This window comes from Nocardioides sp. Z50_6 (assembly GCF_058215755.1).
This window is the reverse complement of sequence record NZ_JBZAJB010000002.1, coordinates 665,717-682,975: the sequence shown is the minus strand read 5'-3', so window position 1 is coordinate 682,975 and position 17,259 is coordinate 665,717. Positions and strand designations below refer to the sequence as shown.

16 protein-coding genes are annotated in these 17,259 nt (G+C 73.7%); 12 read left to right on the top strand and 4 right to left on the bottom strand.

The annotated features are described in order from the left end of the window. The first annotated feature begins 15 nt into the window (after positions 1-15). Both AC4BGE_RS08010 and AC4BGE_RS08005 read left to right on the top strand, forming a co-directional pair. Entirely contained in the window at positions 16-759 is a 744-nt protein-coding gene (locus tag AC4BGE_RS08010) for an IclR family transcriptional regulator (protein WP_490572555.1), read from the top strand. Next, a complete protein-coding gene (locus AC4BGE_RS08005; RefSeq protein ID WP_490574923.1) occupies positions 752-2,557 on the top strand; it encodes an AMP-binding protein in 1,806 nt (601 codons plus the stop codon). Before AC4BGE_RS08010 ends, AC4BGE_RS08005 begins: the two co-directional genes overlap by 8 nt. 71 nt (positions 2,558-2,628) lie before the next feature. Here the strand turns inward: AC4BGE_RS08005 and AC4BGE_RS08000 are convergent, their stop codons facing one another. After that, positions 2,629-3,147 carry a MarR family winged helix-turn-helix transcriptional regulator gene (locus AC4BGE_RS08000; RefSeq protein ID WP_490572557.1) on the bottom strand — a complete coding sequence of 173 codons (519 nt, stop codon included), beginning with the start codon at positions 3,145-3,147 and terminating at the stop codon, positions 2,629-2,631. 91 nt (positions 3,148-3,238) lie between these two features. Between AC4BGE_RS08000 and AC4BGE_RS07995 the strand changes: the two genes are divergently transcribed. The 4 genes from AC4BGE_RS07995 (at position 3,239) to AC4BGE_RS07980 (ending at position 7,731) form a co-directional block, all read left to right on the top strand. Beyond that, the gene (locus tag AC4BGE_RS07995; RefSeq protein WP_490572558.1) at positions 3,239-3,880 is read left to right on the top strand and encodes an FMN-dependent NADH-azoreductase; all 642 of its coding nucleotides are present in this window, start codon (positions 3,239-3,241) and stop codon (positions 3,878-3,880) included. An 18-nt stretch (positions 3,881-3,898) separates the two neighbouring features. Next, a complete protein-coding gene (locus AC4BGE_RS07990) occupies positions 3,899-6,067 on the top strand; it encodes an LLM class flavin-dependent oxidoreductase (protein ID WP_490574922.1) in 2,169 nt (722 codons plus the stop codon). Further along, on the top strand, positions 6,064-6,960 hold the full coding sequence (locus AC4BGE_RS07985; RefSeq protein ID WP_490574921.1) for an LLM class flavin-dependent oxidoreductase: 897 nt from the start codon (positions 6,064-6,066) through the stop codon (positions 6,958-6,960). The genes AC4BGE_RS07990 and AC4BGE_RS07985 overlap by 4 nt, the downstream gene beginning before the upstream one ends. A gap of 291 nt (positions 6,961-7,251) precedes the next feature. Beyond that, complete coding sequence (locus AC4BGE_RS07980) at positions 7,252-7,731, top strand: DUF305 domain-containing protein (RefSeq protein ID WP_490574920.1); 480 nt, start codon at positions 7,252-7,254, stop codon at positions 7,729-7,731. 12 nt (positions 7,732-7,743) lie between these two features. Here AC4BGE_RS07980 and AC4BGE_RS07975 read toward each other — a convergent pair whose 3' ends face one another. Continuing rightward, entirely contained in the window at positions 7,744-8,085 is a 342-nt protein-coding gene (locus AC4BGE_RS07975) for a DUF2200 domain-containing protein (RefSeq protein WP_490572562.1), read from the bottom strand. A 357-nt stretch (positions 8,086-8,442) separates the two neighbouring features. Between AC4BGE_RS07975 and AC4BGE_RS07970 the strand changes: the two genes are divergently transcribed. Continuing rightward, on the top strand, positions 8,443-9,117 hold the full coding sequence (locus tag AC4BGE_RS07970; protein WP_490574919.1) for an ANTAR domain-containing protein: 675 nt from the start codon (positions 8,443-8,445) through the stop codon (positions 9,115-9,117). Here the strand turns inward: AC4BGE_RS07970 and AC4BGE_RS07965 are convergent. Beyond that, entirely contained in the window at positions 9,074-9,982 is a 909-nt protein-coding gene (locus AC4BGE_RS07965; RefSeq protein WP_490574918.1) for an alpha/beta fold hydrolase, read from the bottom strand. The two genes, AC4BGE_RS07970 and AC4BGE_RS07965, sit on opposite strands and share 44 nt — an antisense overlap. A gap of 90 nt (positions 9,983-10,072) precedes the next feature. Here AC4BGE_RS07965 and AC4BGE_RS07960 point away from each other — a divergent pair, with 90 nt between their 5' ends. Beyond that, positions 10,073-11,107 (top strand): GNAT family N-acetyltransferase, encoded by a 1,035-nt coding sequence (locus AC4BGE_RS07960; RefSeq protein WP_490574917.1) that lies wholly within the window; start codon positions 10,073-10,075, stop codon positions 11,105-11,107. 1 nt (position 11,108) lies between these two features. On the opposite strand, the gene AC4BGE_RS07955 is transcribed toward AC4BGE_RS07960, so the two are convergent. After that, positions 11,109-13,250, bottom strand: a complete 2,142-nt coding sequence (locus tag AC4BGE_RS07955; protein WP_490574916.1) for an APC family permease — start codon at positions 13,248-13,250, stop codon at positions 11,109-11,111. Between the two features lie 105 nt (positions 13,251-13,355). Here AC4BGE_RS07955 and AC4BGE_RS07950 point away from each other — a divergent pair, with 105 nt between their 5' ends. The 4 genes from AC4BGE_RS07950 to AC4BGE_RS07935 all read left to right on the top strand — a co-directional run bounded on the left by AC4BGE_RS07950 (position 13,356) and on the right by AC4BGE_RS07935 (position 17,258). Further along, on the top strand, positions 13,356-14,822 hold the full coding sequence (locus AC4BGE_RS07950; protein ID WP_490572567.1) for a sensor histidine kinase: 1,467 nt from the start codon (positions 13,356-13,358) through the stop codon (positions 14,820-14,822). Further along, on the top strand, positions 14,819-15,484 hold the full coding sequence (locus AC4BGE_RS07945; protein ID WP_490574915.1) for a response regulator: 666 nt from the start codon (positions 14,819-14,821) through the stop codon (positions 15,482-15,484). The genes AC4BGE_RS07950 and AC4BGE_RS07945 overlap by 4 nt, the downstream gene beginning before the upstream one ends. Positions 15,485-15,529: 45 nt before the next feature. Beyond that, on the top strand, positions 15,530-16,252 hold the full coding sequence (locus AC4BGE_RS07940) for a lysoplasmalogenase (protein ID WP_490574914.1): 723 nt from the start codon (positions 15,530-15,532) through the stop codon (positions 16,250-16,252). 250 nt (positions 16,253-16,502) lie between these two features. Beyond that, on the top strand, positions 16,503-17,258 hold the full coding sequence (locus AC4BGE_RS07935) for a GntR family transcriptional regulator (RefSeq protein ID WP_490574913.1): 756 nt from the start codon (positions 16,503-16,505) through the stop codon (positions 17,256-17,258). Position 17,259: the final 1 nt, after the last annotated feature.

The window sequence follows — 17,259 nt, the reverse complement described above, 5'->3', positions numbered from 1 at the left end:
GCGGGAGGAGGGCGCGTGACCGAGGACCCCTCAGGGGAGGCCGGCCGGGGCAAGCTCGGGACCATCCGCAACGCCGCGCTACTCCTGGACCTGCTCAGTGACGGGCCCGCGTACCAGCAGCTGACGGACCTGGCCGAGCGCTCGGGTCTGGCGCTGCCGACCGCGCACCGACTGTTGCGCTCGCTGGTGCTCGCCGACCTCGTCGAGCAGGATGCCCGCACGTCGCGCTACAGCCTCGGCCCGGAGGTGGCGCGTCTCTCCCAGCGCTACCTCGGGAGGCTCCCGATCCTCAGCGCACTGTCGCCGTACCTCCTGTCACTTCGCGACACCCTCCAGACGACCATCTACGTCGCCCTGCTGGTCCGCGAGTCCGTCGTGTACGTCGACCGGGTGGACGGCGTCCAGGGCGACCCCTACCGCGAGAGCCACCGGGTCACCAACGCCCTGGACACGCCGTCGGGCCGCCTGCTGATCAGCCGCGCGCCCCCGGAGACCTGGTCGCGGGCCCTGGCCGGGCACGCGGGCGCACTTCCCGACGATCTCGACGTGGCGCGCAGGCAGTGGGCGTCGGCGGCCTACCTCACGAGCGACGGGACGTCTGGACCGCAACCGGAGGTGGCGGTGGCGATCAGTGACGCCGAGGGACGCGCGATCGCCTCGTTGGCCGCCAATCTCTCCCCCACCGCCGATCCTGAGCGAGTGGCCAACCAGCTCGGCCGGGCCGCGGCCGCCGCGGGAAGGACCCTGGGCCATGGTTGAGGGACGTGCCGACCTGGCTGGACGCGAGGACGCGATCCGGGCGTGGGAGCCGGTGGCCCAGCAGCTGCGGTGGCAGACCCGCTGGGACGAGCTCTTCGTCGACGACGCGCCCTTCCACCGCTGGTTCGTGGGCGGCACCTTCAACCTCGCCGAGAACTGCACGGACCGGCACCTGCCCGATCGGGGCGACCAGGTCGCCATCTGGTGGGAGGGCGAGCCCGGAGACCGCCGCTCGCTCACCTATGCCCATCTGCACGAGGACGTGCTGCGGCTGGCCGCCGGCCTGAGGGACCTCGGAGTGGGTCCGGGCGACCGGATCGCGCTGCACCTGGGCTGGCTCCCCGAGGCGGTGGTCGCCTTCCTCGCCGCGTTGCGGCTCGGCGCCGAGGTGACTGTCATTCCCGTGGCACTCCCGGTCGAGGCGCTCTCCGCGCGACTGGCCGATTTCCGGCCTCGGGTGCTGTTCACCCAGGACGGCGGCTGGCGACGGGGGTCCATCCTTCCGTTGAAGGCGCGCGCCGACGAGGCGATCGAAGCGATCAGCAGTGTGGAGCGCACGATCGTGGTGCGCCGTACCGGCGTGCACGTGGAGTGGTTCGAGGGCGACAGCTGGTACGACGACGTCCTCGCCCCCGCCGGAGTCGACGTCCCGGCGCCAGGCCTGCCCGCTGAGCACCGAGCGATCACGGCGTACCTCGCGAATCGGGGCGGACGCCCCGTGGCCATCCATGCCGGCGCCGCGAACATCGCGGTGGTCGCGCTGGCGAACCAGCTCTTCGCGATGGGAGAGGGCGGTGTCTTCTGGGGCGCCACCGATGTCTCCTGGCTGGGCGCCCAGAGCCACGGCATCCTGGGGCCGCTGCTCTCCGGCACTTCCGCGGTGATGTACGAGGGGACCCTCGACGTCCCGGACCCGGCCCGCGCCTGGCGGATCATCGAACGCTACGGCGTCACCTCGCTCCTCACCTCACCGTCGGTGCTGACCGCGCTGCGGGCGTGGTCGCTCCAGCCGCCCGACGGCGTCCAGTCGCTGCGCCGCGTCGTCACCATCGGTGAGCGCCTCGAGCCGGAGGTCCGCACCTGGCTGTGCAGCACCCTGGACCACGGCGTGACGGTGGTGGACGGCTGGGGCCAGACGGAGCTGGGCGGCATCGTCGCCTACGAGCGCGGTGCGGTCGACCCCGCCATGCCCGATCCCGGCTGCGCCGCGCTGGACGAGACGGGTGCTCAAGTGGTTGACGGCGAGGTCGGCGAATGGGCCGTGCTGCACCCGTGGGTCGGTCTGATGCGTGCGGTCGGAACCGGGGCCGGCGACCTGGTGGACGACCACTGGGGACGCATTCCCGGGGTCTACACCACGGGCGACCTGGCTCGTCGTGGCGCCGACGGCCGGGTCGAGTTCCTGGGTCGCCGCGACGAGGTCATCTCGGTCTCCGGCCAGCTGGTCTCGCTCACCGAGGTGCGTGACGTGCTGCTGGACCAGCCGTTCGTGGTGGCCGCCGAGGCCTTCGAGCGGGTCGACACCCACCTCGGGCGGTCCGTGGGCGCAGCGGTCGTGCTCGAGCCGGGCGCTCCTGACGACGTGGCGAGCCTCCGGGCACTCCAGGACTCGGTGCGCGAGCTGCTCGGGGGGCTGAGCCGGCCGAAGGTCCTGCTGGTGCTGGACCGGATGGGCGACCTCCCCAGGGGAGCTGTCCTGCGGCGCGGCCTGGCGGCTGTGGCCGCCGCAAGCGCCGGCGATCCGTCGAGGGTGTCCTGGGAGCAGGTGCTGTCCGCCGGCGACTCCACCGCCCGGTGACGGCGACGGGTCGAGAGAGCGGGACTGCGAGAGCTCCGTGGCGCAGGATTAGACCCTGGGGTGGGGCGCCGTCAGCAGGAGGTCTCGCTGCAACGGCCGGAGGTCTCCTCGTTGGTCACCGCGGTGACGGCGCGAGCGGCCTCGCCCAGGGCGGCGAACTGCTCGGGGGTGAGCGCGTCGACGACCAGTCGCCGCGCCTCCCGGACGTGGCCCGGCGCCGTGGCCTCAAGCTTCTCCCGGCCGGCCTCGGTGAGGCGCGCCTCCATCCGGCGGCCGACCCCGCCGCTGCGCCGCTCCACCCACCCCGCTCGCTCCAGCCGTTTGAGCGCGTGGGAGAGCCGCGACGGTGAGCCCGCGGAGAGGATCGCCAGCTCGCTGAGCCCGCGGGTGTAGTCGAGGGTCTCCCCGAGGACGCCGAGCACCTGGTACTCGTAGAGGTTCAACCCCGCATCGCGCCTGAGCTGGGCGTCGAGGGCCGCCGGCAGGGTGGCGAGCAGGTGGACCAGGGAGCGCCACTCCACCTGCTGGTCGCTGGTGAGCCACCGGACGTCGTCCGGCGTCTCGGCGGGGGGGTGGGTGTCGGTGCTCACAGTCCCATCGTAGCCTGCGTATTGAACATTCAACTCGAATCCGGCTACTCTCGACTTGAACATTCAATCCACCATGTCAGGAGACCCATCGATGACCCTGCTCCGCATCGACGCCAGCATCCAGGGCGCGCACTCCGCCAGCAGCGCGCTGGCCGACGTCGTCGTCGAGGAGTTCGCCGCCGCCCGCCCCGACGTGCCGCTCGTCCGGCGCCACCTCGGCCAGGAGCCGCTGCCCGCCGACGCCTGGGCCACCGCCCTCGGTGCCGGCTCGACCCCCGAGGCCGACCGGTCCACCGAGCAGCGCGAGGCGCTCGGCCTCGCCGAGCAGCTGGCCACCGAGCTGCGGGCGGCGGAGTACGTCGTCCTCGCGATGCCGCTCTACAACTACGGCATCTCCCAGCACGCCAAGACCTGGATCGACCTGACCCTCGCGGGGGCGCCGCAGGGTGCCCGGCTGCTCGACGGGACCCCGGTCACCCTCGTGATCACCCGGGGCGGGGCCTACGGCGCCGGCACCCCGCGCGAGGGCTGGGACCACTGCACCGACTACCTGCGCCGGATCCTGGTCGACATCTGGGGTGCCGACCTGACGGTGGTCGAGCGCGAGTTCACCCTCGTCGGCGTCAACCCGGCGCTCGACGAGTTCACCGAGCTGGCCGCGACGATGCGCCGCAGCGCCGAGGAAGCGGCGGCCAAGGCCGGCGCGGCCCTCGCCGCCCGCCACGCTGCCTGACACCCTCCAGGAATCGACATGACCCGCCCCCTGCTCCGCCTCGGCCTCCGGCTCGAGGGCGACGACCCCGTCGCGGCCGCCGCGACGGCGCTCGCCGCCGAGGCGCTCGGCTACGACTTCGTGGTCGCGCCGCGTGCGGTGCTGGGGTGGGTCGCGGGGCGCACCACGCGGCTGGGGCTGGTGGTCGCCGAGGTCGCGGGCGAGCAGCCCCCGACGGTCACCGCCCGGACGACGGCCAGCCTCGACCTGCTCTCCGGCGGCCGGGCGACCCTGGCGCTGCGCGGTGAGCCCGGGCGCGAGGCGGCGGTGGCCGAGGCCGTCGGCCTGGTGCGGCGCATGTGGGACACCGGGGCCGGACCGGTGCGCCACACCGGCGAGCACCACCACGCCGCCGGCGCCGAACCGGGTCCGCTGCCCGCCCACGAGGTGCCGGTCTGGCTGAGCGGCGACGAGATGGTCGAGGTCGCCGGCCGCGTGGCCGACGGGTGGCTGGGTGACCTCGGCGAGCCGCACCAGCCCGAGGCGCTGGACGCACTCACCGCGCGGCTGCGCCTGCTCGACGAGCACGCCCGGCGGGCCGGCCGGGACCCCCGGGAGATCCAGCGGGTGGTCACCCTCACGCATGGTCCCGGCGCCGACTGGTCTGAGGCCCTCGCGCCGCTGGTCGTCGAGCACGGCGTGACCGGCTTCGTCCTCCGCGTCGACGACGCCGTACCCACCGAACGGCTGGAGCGGTTCCTCCGCGAGGCCGCCCCCGTCCTGGAGGAGGCAGCGCCACAGGCGCTGAGCGCCGGCACCGTCTCGGCGCGCCCACCGCGACGTGCCGAGGTGCGGGCGCGACGCCGTCCCGGCATCGACTACGACGGGCTGCCCGACCACCTGGCCGAGACCGCCGTGGAGCCCGGCGACGTGCGGTACGCCGCGGTCCGCTCGACCTACCTGCGCGGCGGACGCCCCGGCCTGGTGCTCCGGCCCCGGACGGTCGAGGAGGTGCGCGACGCGCTCGCCTTCGCCGGCCGCCACCGGCACCTGCCGCTGGGGGTGCGCAGCGGCGGCCACGGCGTCAGCGGGCGGTCCACCAACGACGGCGGTCTCGTCGTCGACGTCGGCGCCCTCAACAGCATCGAGGTCCTCGACGAGAGCGCCCGCCTGATCCGCGTCGGGCCCGGCGCCCGGTGGAAGCAGGTCGCCACCGCGCTGCAGCCCCACGGCTGGGCGATCAGCTCCGGCGACTACGGCGGCGTGGGTGTCGGCGGCCTGGCCACCGCCGGCGGCATCGGCTTCCTCGGCCGCAAGCACGGCCTCACCATCGACAACCTCCGCGCCGTCGAGGTGCTCCTCGCCGACGGCTCCCACGTCCGGGCCACCACCGACGAGCACCCCGACCTCTTCTGGGCGATGCGCGGGGCCGGGGCCAACTTCGGCATCGCCACCGCCTTCGAGCTGGTCGCCGACGAGGTGCCGGACGTCGGCTGGGCGCAGCTCGCCTTCCAGGTGGGCGACCCGGCCGCGTTCCTGGCCGAGTTCGGCCGGCTGGTCGCCGCCGCGCCCCGGGAGACCACGCCGTTCCTGGTGATGGGCCGCTCCGGGGTGGCCCGGGTGATGGCGATGGTGGCCTCCGACGACCCGGCGGTCGTGGTCTCCCAGCTACAGCCGTTCGCCGACATGGCGCCGATGGTGGAGCAGCGGGTGGTGATCGCGCCGTACGCCGCGGTGATGAACATGTTCCCCGACACCCCGCACCAGGGGCTCGGCGAGCCGGTCGCCCGGTCGGGGCTGGTCACCGCGCTCGACCGCGACGTGGCCGAGTCCAGTGCCCGCCTGCTGGCCAGCGGCGCGACGTACTTCTTCCAGCTCCGCGCGATGGGCGGCGCGATCGGCGACGTCGCCCCCGACGCGACCGCCTTCGCCCACCGCGACGCGGCGTTCGCGATCACCGCGATGGGCGCCGACGCCCCGCGCCTGGACCGGTCGTGGGCCGGGATGCGGCCGCACCTGTCCGGCTCCTACCTCAGCTTCGAGACCGACCAGAGCCCCGAGCGGCTCGGTGAGGCGTTCCCGCCGGCCACCCTCGCCCGGCTGCGCGCGCTCAAGTCCGAGCTGGACCCGGCCAACCTGTTCCGCGACAACTTCAACCTCGCCACCTCACCCACCTCACCCACCTCGACCGCCGGGAGCCCCGCATGACCGACTACGGACACGACCTCCTCTTCGGCACGTTCGTGACGCCGGCCAACGAACCCGTCCGGCACGCGGTCGAGCAGGCGCTGGTCGCCGAGCGGGCGGGGCTCGACCTGGTCACCTTCCAGGACCACCCCTACGTGGCGAAGTTCCACGACACCTGGACGCTGATCGCCTACGCCGCCGCCCGCACCGAGCGGATCCGCCTGACCACCAACGTCACCAACCTGCCGCTGCGCCCGCCCGCCGTGCTGGCCCGCACCGTGGCCACCGCCGACCTGCTCTCCGGCGGCCGGATCGAGCTCGGGCTCGGCGCCGGCGGGTTCTGGGACGCCATCGAGTCGATGGGCGGTCCGCGGCGGACGCCGGGCGAGGCGGTCGTCGCCCTCGAAGAGGCGGTCCGGATCATCCGCGGCATCTGGGACACCGACCAGCCCGGCGGGCTGACCTTCGAGGGCGAGCACTACTCGGTCCGGGGCGCCAAGCGCGGCCCGGTCTCCGCGCACCGGCCGGGGATCTGGATCGGCTCCTACAAGCCGCGCCTGCTGCGCCTGACCGGCCGCGTCGGCGACGGCTGGCTGCCGTCGTTGCAGTACCTGCCGGGCGGTTTCGAGGACCTGACCGAGATGAACGAGCACCTCGACCAGGGCGCCGCGGCAGCCGGCCGCGACCCCCGCGACGTACGCCGCTTCCTCAACATCTCCGGCCAGTTCGCCAGGACCAGCACGGGCGTGCTGCAGGGGCCCCCGGACCAGTGGGTGGAGGAGCTCACCGACGTCGCCCTCACCTACGGCACCAGCGGCTTCATCCTCGCCTCCGACGACACCGCGACCACCGAGCTCTTCGCCGCCGAGGTGGCGCCGGCCGTACGCCGCGAGGTGGCGCAGGCGCGCGGCTGACGGCGCGTCACGGCTGGGACCGGATGACTCCACCCGTGCGCAACCGGGTCGTTCTGCGACCCTAGGGGCGACTGGGGCCTAGCGTTGCCGTCGTGGGTGCTTCGTCGTGCAGAGCCTGCTCGAGGCGTCCCGATCGGTAGGCCGATCGCGACGGGGGATCGGGAGGATGCCCGCCCGTGACCGGAGACGGGCTACCGTGGGTAGGGACTGCGGGTAGCAGGTCGCAGTCTCGAATCGGGGCGTCCGGGCACCTCACTCGCAGCACTGAGCAGAGGAATCACCTTGTCCGTCATGGATCAAGCAGTCACCGATCGCCCCGTCGCCACCCCGCCCGCCGAGGCCAACGCCGTCGACCTCCACTACCTGGAGCAGACCTACGCGGCGCTGCACGGAGCGATGGCGGCCAGTCGGGCGGCCTCGACCCGGGGCTCGTGCCAGGAGATCCGCTCGCTGGCGCGCGCCGCGCTCGCCCAGCAGACCACCGAGCTGGTCTCGATCACCGCCTGCCTGCGCGACTGGGGCCGGCCCGAGCCGCTGGGGCCGTACCCCGACTCCGCCGCGCTGCGCGGACTGGAGGGGACCGCCTTCGACCAGGTCTTCACCGAGCAGCTGACCGCCCACGCGCTCGCCTCGAAGGCCGCGGCCCGCACCGAGATCGACGGCGGCGGGTGCCGCCGCCTGCGGGACCTCGCCCAGAACTCCGTGCGGACCCAGGGTCTGCAGCTCGCCTCGGTCGCCCGGCTGGCGCGCGCAGCCGCAGCCCGCGCCTAGCCCACCTGCGGCTCAGCCCCGCAGCACCTTCTCCATCGCCTTGCCCTTGGCCACCTCGTCGACGAGCTTGTCGAGGTAGCGGATCTTCTGCATCAGCGGGTCCTCGATCTCCTCGACCCGGTAGCCGCAGATGACGCCGGTGATGGCGCTGGCGCGCGGGTTGAGCTCGGCCTGGTCGAAGAACTCCTCGAACGTCGTGCCGCCGGCCAGGTGGTCGTCGAGCTGCGCGGAGTCGAAGCCGGTCAGCCACTCGATGACCTGCCTCAGCTCCGCCTCGGTGCGTCCCTTCTTCTCCACCTTGGCCACGTAGTGGGGATAGACCGAGGCGACGCTCGCGGTGAAGATCCGGCTCATGGCTCGAGGGTAGACCGGATCGCCCGCAGCGGTCTGGCATCGCAGGGTGGGCCGCGCCGGCCACCGTCCTGGAGTGGCTGCCGGCCGCGCTCGACGCCCAGCTCCAGCGCGACGCCGAGGTGACGCACTTCGAGTACGGCGTCCTCTACGCGCTCGCCGACGCACGGAGGCGTGGCTCGCACCGTTTTCGGGTAAGGCTCTGACAGACGAACGCCACGGGGCACTGAGGCTTCGTCAGGTCCTCCGGGTCGAGCGAACGGACCGGGGGGCCGCACAGGTCGCCGGGAGGGCCGCGTCGAGCCTTAGATGGGATAGTGACGCCTTATGGACCACAGAGATGAGCCAGTGTCGGAGCGGATGGCCTCCGCCGCCCGCGAGCTGCAGGACCAGGGCGACCCGGCCGCGACCGTCAAGCACGCCGTGGAGCTGCTCGTGCGGAACGTCACGGCATGCGACTCGGCGAGCATCTCGCTCGTGTACGGCAAGAAGCGGGTGGAGACCCCCGCGGCCACCGACGACATCGCCGCCACCGGCGACCGGCTGCAGCAGGAGCTCGGGGAGGGGCCGGCCCTGCACACCCTGTGGGAGGTGGACACGGTCTACATCCCCGACCTCGCCGCCGAGCACCGGTGGCCAAACTGGGGCCCCCGGCTCACCGAGACGACCGGGGCACGCTGCGTCCTGACCTTCCGGCTGTTCACCCTCAAGGACATCGTCGGGGCCCTGAGCATGTACTCGACCCAGGCCGACGCCTTCGACGCCGAGGACAAGGCCGAGGGCTTGGCGCTCGCCGCCCACATCGCCCTCGCGGTGCTCGCGGCGCAGAAGCTCGACCAGTTCGAGACCGCCCTCGACTCCCGCACCCTGATCGGTCAGGCCTGCGGCCTGGTGATGGAGCGGTACGACGTGGATGCGCAGCGCGCGTTCGCCCTGCTCACGCGCCTCTCCTCGACGCAGAACGTCAAGCTGCGCCAGATCGCGGCAGAGCTCATCCACACCCGGGAGCTCCCGGGTGTGAGGCCCACCGACTGACGGCAGCCAGGTGCTCGAGGAGCACCTCCGCGAGCTGGGCGGGCGCCTCCTCTGCCATGTGGTGCCCCGAGTCGATGACGGCGGAGGTCACCGGGAGCCGGCACCAGGGCCGCCACACCGCGGCGGGGTCGCCGTAGAGGTCGGCCAGGTCGTCGTCCCGGGACCAGGCCACGAGGGTGGGGCACTCGACGAGTCGGCCCTCGGCCCGGGCCTCCTCGTCGTGCCGCCGGTCGACGTGGAGACCTGCGCGGTAGTCCTCGATCATCGCCCGGACGGTGCCCGGGTCCCTCAGGGCGTCGACCAGGTCGGCGTGGTTCTCGGCGCCCATAGAGGCGGCGACGGGGCGGTACCAGGCGAGGGGGTCGGCGGTGATGACCCGCTCGGCGTGCGGGGAGGCACCCAGGAAGAACCAGTGCCACCAGGCCTCGGCGAACTCGGCGTCCGCGCGTTCGAGGGCCTCGGCGATCGGCACGCCGTCGAGGACCGCCAGCGACGAGACACGCTCGGGATGGTCGAGCGCCGCGCGGCTGGCGACGTAGCTCCCGCGGTCGTGGCCCACCACCGCGAAGCGGTCCTGCCCCAGCCGGGCGGCCAGCTCGACCACGTCGGCAGCCATCGCCCGGTCGCAGTAGGTGAGGTGCTCCGGGTCGGGGTCCGGCTTGGAGGAGTGGCCGTAGCCGCGTAGGTCGGGGCAGATGACGAGGTGACCGGCGGCCGCCAGCCGCGGCGCGACCGCGTGCCAGGTGGTGTGGGTCCGTGGGTGGCCGTGGAGCAGCACCACCGCGGGGCCCGCTCCGCCGACCCGGACGCGGAGGTCGATCCCCGGCGCGACGGTGACGTCTCGGACCTCGAAGCCTGCGAACACCGGGCCAGCCTGCCACCGCCCGGCGGTCCTGGCGAGCCTCCTCGGGCCGTCGCTCGCCGATCCGGGCGACGGCTCACTAGCGTGGGAGCCGTGACCCCCGACGACGTGCGCCGCCTCGCCCGCCAGGCGCACGCCCGCTGGGCGGAGCTGGAGCTGGTGCATCGCTCGAGCTGGATCGACGTGCGCGCCACCCTCCGCCACGGCGAGCTCGACGGCGTGGCCCTCGACGACGGACGCACCCTCCACGAGCGCGGCGCTCCCCCGTCGTCGTGGGAGGTGCGCCCCCTGGAGCCCTACGCCACCAACTACCAGTGGTCGGCGATGCTCGACCCCCACGAGCTGGGCGTGGGCGTCGAGATCACCGACGTACGGCGCGAGGAGCTCTTCGGCCGCCCGGTGGTCGCCTTCGTGGCCCGCGCCGTGGACGGCTACGACCCGGTCTGCTCCTGCTGCCCGCTGGTCTTCTCCGAGGTCTCGCAGCGGCTCGAGCTCGGCGAGGAGTGGACACCGGCCGGGGAGATGCCCGACGGCGTCGACCTCGCCCTCGACCTGGCGGTGGGCCTCGTGGTCAGCAGCCGGGACCGGGGCGGGCGCCGGGGTGGTGGCTGGTTCACCAACGAGATCCTGCGGGCGGTCGAGATCGTGCCGATCGGCGCCGACCAGTGGGAGCAGTTCCGCGACGTGCGCCTGGCCTCCCTCCGCGACTCCCCGGCCGCCTTCGGGTCCCGGTACGACGACTGGGCCGACGCCCCCGAGGAGCGGTGGCGGGCGCGGCTCGTCGCCGTCCCGCTCACCCTGCTGGCCCGTGACGGCGACCGGGTGCTCGGCGTGGTCTGCGGCGCGCCCGACGGCGCCCCCGACGGCGACAGCGCGGTGGAGCTGATCTCGATGTGGGTCGCCCCCGAGGCCCGCGGGAGCGGTGTGGCGGCGACGCTGATCGAGGCGGTCGTGGCGTGGGCCGAGGAGCAGGGCCGCACCACCTTCCTGACGGTCCGCGAGGACAACGTGGCTGCCCGGGCGGCCTACGCGCGCGCCGGGTTCGTCGACACAGGTCCGGCCGACACGGGTCCGGCCGACACGGGTCCGGCCGACGGGCCGCGCGAGCGCCGGATGGTGCGGCGCTGACTCACTCCCCGCCGCCCTGGACCCGCCCGCGGCGTACGTCGCCGGCCTGGACCCGGCGGGTCTCCCGCCGCTTGCGGGTGAGGGCGTGGCGGGACGAGCTGAGCTGGTAGGGCACCGAGATCACCATCACGCCGGGGGTGAAGAGGAGCCGTCCCTTGATCCGCAGGGCGGTCTGGTTGTGCAGCAGCTGCTCCCACCACCGGCCCACCACGTACTCGGGGATGTAGACCGCGACGACGCCGCGCGGGCTGCTGCGCCGGATCTCCCCGGCGTACTCCACGATCGGGCCGATCAGCTCGCGGTAGGGGGAGTAGAGGACCTTCAGCGGCACGCCGAAGTCACGGGAGTCCCACTCGCGCAGCAGCCGCTCGACCTCGTCGTCGTCGCTGCCGACGTGGATCGCCTCGAGCACGTTGGGCCGCGACGCCTTGGCGAAGGCGATCGCGCGCAGCGTGGCCTTGTGGAGCCGGTCGACCAGCACGATGGCGTGCACCCGGGTGGGCAGCACCGCGTCCTCGGCGCTCGTCTCGAGCTCGGAGGCCACCCGGTCGTAGTGCCGGCGGATGCCGCGCATCAGGAGGAAGAAGACCACCATCGCCAGGATGGTGATCCAGGCGCCCTCCAGGAACTTGGTGACCAGCACGATCACCAGCACGACCGCGGTGAAGCAGAGCCCGACGCAGTTGATCGCCCGCGACCTCACCATCCTTCGTCGCTCGGCGGGGTCGGTCTCGGTGCGCAGCAGGCGCGTCCAGTGCCGGATCATCCCCAGCTGGCTGAGGTTGAAGGAGACGAAGACGCCCACGATGTAGAGCTGGATCAGCCGGGTGGTCTCGGCGTCGAAGGCGAGGATCAGCACGATCGCCATCACCGCCAGGAAGACGATGCCGTTGCTGTAGGCGAGCCGGTCGCCGCGCGACCCGAGCGCCTTGGGGGCGTAGCCGTCCTGCGCCAGGATCGAGCCCAGCACCGGGAAGCCGTTGAAGGCGGTGTTGGCGGCCAGCACCAGGATCACCCCGGTCATCGAGACCACGAAGTAGAAGCCCGGCGGGAAGTCGGCGAAGAGCGCGTCGGCGATCTGGGCGATCACCGTGTGCTGGTCGTAGTCGCCCGGCAGCGGCTGCCCGCCGGCGGTCCGGAGCCGGTCGAGATCGTGCGGGTCGACGTACCTGAGCCCCATCTGCCGGGCCAGCAGGATCACCGACATCATCATCGTCACCGCGATCAGCCCCAGCAGCAGAAGCGTGGTGGCGGCGTTGCGGCTCTTGGGCTTGCGGAAGGCCGGCACGCCGTTGGAGATCGCCTCGACACCGGTCAGCGCCGCACAGCCCGAGGAGAACGCCCGGGCCAGCAGGAGGAGCAGGGCCAGCGTGGTCAGCGGCTCGTCGAACCCCTCGGCCGGGACGATCTGCAGGTGCGCGCTCTCCACCTCGGGCAGCGACCCCGTCGCCCACCGGACGAGGCCGTAGCCGCACATGCCGAGCATGGCGAGCATGAAGGCGTAGGTGGGAGCGGCGAAGAACGCGCCGGACTCCCGGATGCCGCGCAGGTTCATCGCAGTCAGCAGCACCACCAGCAGGCTGGCGAAGACCGCCTCGTGACCGCTCAGGAAGGGCAGCGCCGCGGCGGCGTACTGCGCCCCCGACGAGATCGAGACCGCGACGGTGAGCACGTAGTCGACCAGCAGGGCGCTGGCCACGGTGACTCCCGCGGTGCGGCCCAGGTTGACGCTCGCCACCTCGTAGTCGCCGCCGCCGCTCGGGTAGGCGTGCACGGTCTGCCGGTAGGACGTCACCACCGCGAGCAGCACCAGGGCCACCCCGAGCGCGATCTTCCACGACCAGGAGTACGCCGCCACGCCGGCGACGGCCAGCATGATGAAGACCTCGTCCGGGGCGTAGGCCACCGACGAGAGGGCGTCGCTGGCGAAGACCGGCAGCGCGATCCGCTTCGGCAGCAGCGTCTCGGCGACCTGGGAGGTGCGCAGGCGACGGCCCAGGAGCAGCCGCTTGGAGCGGCGCCCCAGCCCCACCTGGCCCGACGGCGGCAGGACCCGGCCACCGGCGCGCCGGGCGGCGGCGACCTCGTCGTCGGGGAGCTGGGTGCGACGGGCGACGAGACGGGCGATGGGGGAGCTGTTCATGTCACCCTCATCGTCGGCCCGCACGACCCGGTCGAGAACGGGTTCGGCCATCAAGGAAGCGTCAAGAATCGGCCCACGCCGGCTCGCGGCGGTGACAATGGTGAGGTGAACCACGATCAGGGCGGGTTGCGGGTGTGGGGCGTCATGCTCCTGGCTCTCGGCGTGCCCCCGGCGGTGGCCGCCGCGCTCAGCGCCTCGGCCGGCGACGCCGCCCCCGCGGTCGGCGCGATGGTGCTGCTCGCCAACGCCGTGGTCTGCGCCCTGCTCGGCGGCCGGTGGCCCGCGCTCGCCGGTGCGGTGGTCGGCAGCCTCTCGCTCAACTGGTTCCTCACCTCCCCCCACCACACCCTCTCGATCGCGGAGCCGGTGGGCGCGGTGTCGCTGCTGGTCTTCCTCGTCGTCGCCCTCGCGGTCGCCTCGGTGGTCGACATCGCCGCCCGGCGCGGCGAGCGGGCCGCCCTGGCCCGGCAGGAGGCCGACGACCTGGCCGCCCTCAACCGCGCCCTGATGCGCGGCGACGACGACCCCGGTCACCTCCTGGAGCTGCTCCGGGTGCGGTTCGACCTCGACGCGGTGGGGCTGCTGCGGCGCGAGGACGAGTCCGAGCCGGGACACGAGCCCGAGCCGGGCGCCGGTGGCTGGGAGGTGGTGGCCGCCGCCGGGGACGACCCGCCCCGGACCCCCGAGGAGGCAACCGACACCGCCGCGCTCTCCCCCACGCTCGTGGTCGCCGCGCGCGGCGCCGCGCCGCTCCCGGCCCACCAGGCGACCGTGCTGAGCGCCTTCGCCGCCCACCTCACCGTCGCCCTCGAGCGCCAGCAGCTGCGCGCCCAGGCCGCCGACGCCGAGCGGCTCCGGGAGGGCAACCGGGTGCGCACCGCGCTGCTCGCCGCCCTCTCCCACGACCTGCGGACCCCGTTGGCCAGCATCAAGGCGGCCGTCTCGGGGCTCCGCGACGACGAGGTGCGGTGGTCCGAGGACGACGTGCGCGAGCTGCTGGCCGGCATCGAGGACTCCACCGACCGGCTGCACGGCATCCTGGCCAACCTGCTCGACCTGAGCCGGCTCCAGGCCGGGGTGGTCAGCCCCACCTCCCACGAGGTCGGCCTCGACGACGTGGTGAGCAGCACCCTGGCCCACCTGCCCGGCGGCGACACGGTGGCGCTGCGGTTCGCCGACGACCTGCCCCCGGTCCGCGCCGACGGCGGGCTGCTGGAGCGGGTGGTGGCCAACCTGGTCGACAACGCGCTGCGCCACTCCCCCGCCGACCGCGAGGTCACCGTCCGCACCAGCCACGCCGACGGGCGGGCCCGGCTCGCCGTCGTCGACCACGGGGCCGGGGTGCGCGACGCCGAGAAGGAGCGGATCTTCCTGCCCTTCCAGCGCCTCGACGACGTCCCCGGCTCCCAGGGCGTCGGCCTCGGCCTGGCCGTCGCCCGGGGGCTCACCGAGGCGATGGGCGGCCGCCTCACCGCCGAGGACACCCCGGGCGGCGGCCTCTCCATGGTCCTCGACCTGCCGACCGGCCCGTCGCCCGCCGAGCCCGCCCGTGAGGCGGTGCTGCAACCGTGACGACCGTCCTCGTCGTCGACGACGACCCGGCCATGACCCGCGCGCTGGCGATGAACCTCACCGCCCGCGGCTACGGCGTCCTCACCGCCGGCACCGGGGCGGAGGCCCTGGCCCTCGCCCAGGACGGCCCCGACCTGCTGCTGCTCGACCTCGGCCTGCCCGACGTGAGCGGGGTCGAGGTGCTCACCCGGCTGCGCCGGACCAGCGCCGTGCCGGTGATCGTCGTCTCCGCCCGCCACGACTCCCAGGACAAGGTCGCCGCGCTCGACGCCGGTGCCGACGACTACGTCACCAAGCCGGTCGGGATGGAGGAGCTGCTCGCCCGGATCCGCGCCGCCGTCCGCCGTGTCCCCGCCGCCGACCCGGTGCTCGAGAGCGGCGACCTGCGCCTCGACCTGACGGCCAAGCGCGCCTGGCGCGGGGAGGCGGAGGTCCGGCTCACCCCCATCGAGTGGCACATCCTCTCCACCCTGGCCGCCCGGCCCGGCGCCCTCGTCGGCCAGCGGGACCTGCTGCAGGCCGTGTGGGGCCCGGCGTACGAGAAGGAGACGAACTACCTGCGCGTGCACATGGCCAACCTGCGCAAGAAGCTCGAGGCGCAGCCGTCGCGGCCGCGGCACCTGATCACCGAGCCGGGGATGGGCTACCGCTTCGTTCTCTGAGGGCCCGGGTGGCGGGCGTGGCGCCCACCCCTCAGGATGGGCGCCATGTCTCCCGTCGCCCGCCCCGTCAGGACCCTCCTGCCCGCCGCCGCCTACGCCGTCGCGGCGGTCGCCGACAGCGTGGCGGCGGGCCGCCGCGGCAGCACCGCCCGACGGGCCCGTGTCCTCCTCAAGCCGGCCCTGATGCCGGCGCTGACCACCGCCTTCCTGGTCGCCACCCGCGACGACCAGGCCCGCGGGGAGACCCGGGTGCTGCACGCCGGGACGGTCGCCGCCCACGCACTCTCCTGGGGCGGCGACGTGGCGCTGCTCGGCACCGGCCGGCGGTCGTTCCTCACCGGGGTCGCGTCGTTCTTCGGGGCGCACGTCGCCTACATCGCGGCGTTCTCGTCGGTGCGCGGCGAGCGCGCGACCCACCAGAGCACACCGCTCAAGGTCGCGCTCGGCACTTGGCTGACCCTGGCTCCGGCGATGAGTGCCGTCGCCGGGCGCCAGGACCCGGCCCTGCGGCTGCCCGTCGCCGCCTACGCGACGATCCTGACCGGCATGTTCGCCACCTCGCAGATGCTCGACCCGGCGTTGCCGCGGGAGGCACGCCGGCCGCTGCAGGCCGGGACGGCGCTCTTCCTGATCTCCGACACCGTGCTCGGGGTGCAGCGGTTCGCCCTCCGGGCGCCGCACCCGGTCCTCGGGTCGGTGGTGATGGCGACCTACACCGCCGGCCAGGGCCTGATCGCGCTCGGCGTCGCGCGCGCCACGCGGGACTAGCCTCCGGGAGGTCGGCGAGCTCCTGCCCTGCAAGGAGACGCGCATCACGCGAATCGTGGAGACCCACGTCACACCTGCGCGACGCGGTGGCTGCACGCCGCGGCGTGGGGCCACCAACTTTCGGCGCTACGGGCCGCCCTGGAAGGAATATGCGCAGGTCAGGGGCATGAAGAGCGGACCCTTCGTGGCGTAACTGTCGCGTAACTCCTATGGGGTCGGGGCGGAACATCGCGCCCCCATCGTTTTGGTCATGGAAGCCGCCACGACCCGCCTCGATCCCCGGACGAGCCGCCGCCACGCCACCGCCCGGCGCATCCGCGACCTCGTGCGCTCCTCGATCGTCCGCCAGGAGATCGCCGCCGGCGCGCTGCCCAGCGAGCCCGAGCTGATGATCGCGTTCTCCGCCAGCCGTCAGACCGTGCGCGACGCCCTGCAGCTGCTGAAGGCCGAGAGCCTGATCCGCCGGATCCCCGGCAACGGAACCTTCGTGACCGCCTCCCGGGTGAGTCATCCTTTCGACCACCTGCACGGTCCGTACACGGACCGCGAGGTCTCGCACCGGCTCACGAGCGTGGAGACGATCACCGCCTCCCCCGGAGTCGCCGAGCGACTCGGCGTCCAACCCGGGGGGCCGTGCGGCGTGGTCGACTACCTCGCCACGATCGACGGGGAGCCGTACTACACCTGCACGGCGTACATCCGCCCCCAGCTCACCGGCATCATCCGGCACGCCTCGGCGGTCGACGAGTGGTACGCCCTCTACGAGCGGGCCGGGATCTCCATCGGGATCAGCGACGTGTCGGTCGAGGCCACCCTGGCCGACGACCACGCCGCCGCCCAGCTCGGCGTCCCGGTCGGCGCGCCGGTGATGCTCTTCGAGCGGCTGCTGCGCGACCAGAGCGGCCAGACCCTCGAGTACGCGTTCGCCCGGGCCCGCGGCGACCGGATCACTTTGCAGGTGCAGTCGCCCCGGCACGGCCGGCGTCCGCACGAGAGGAGGCAGTGAG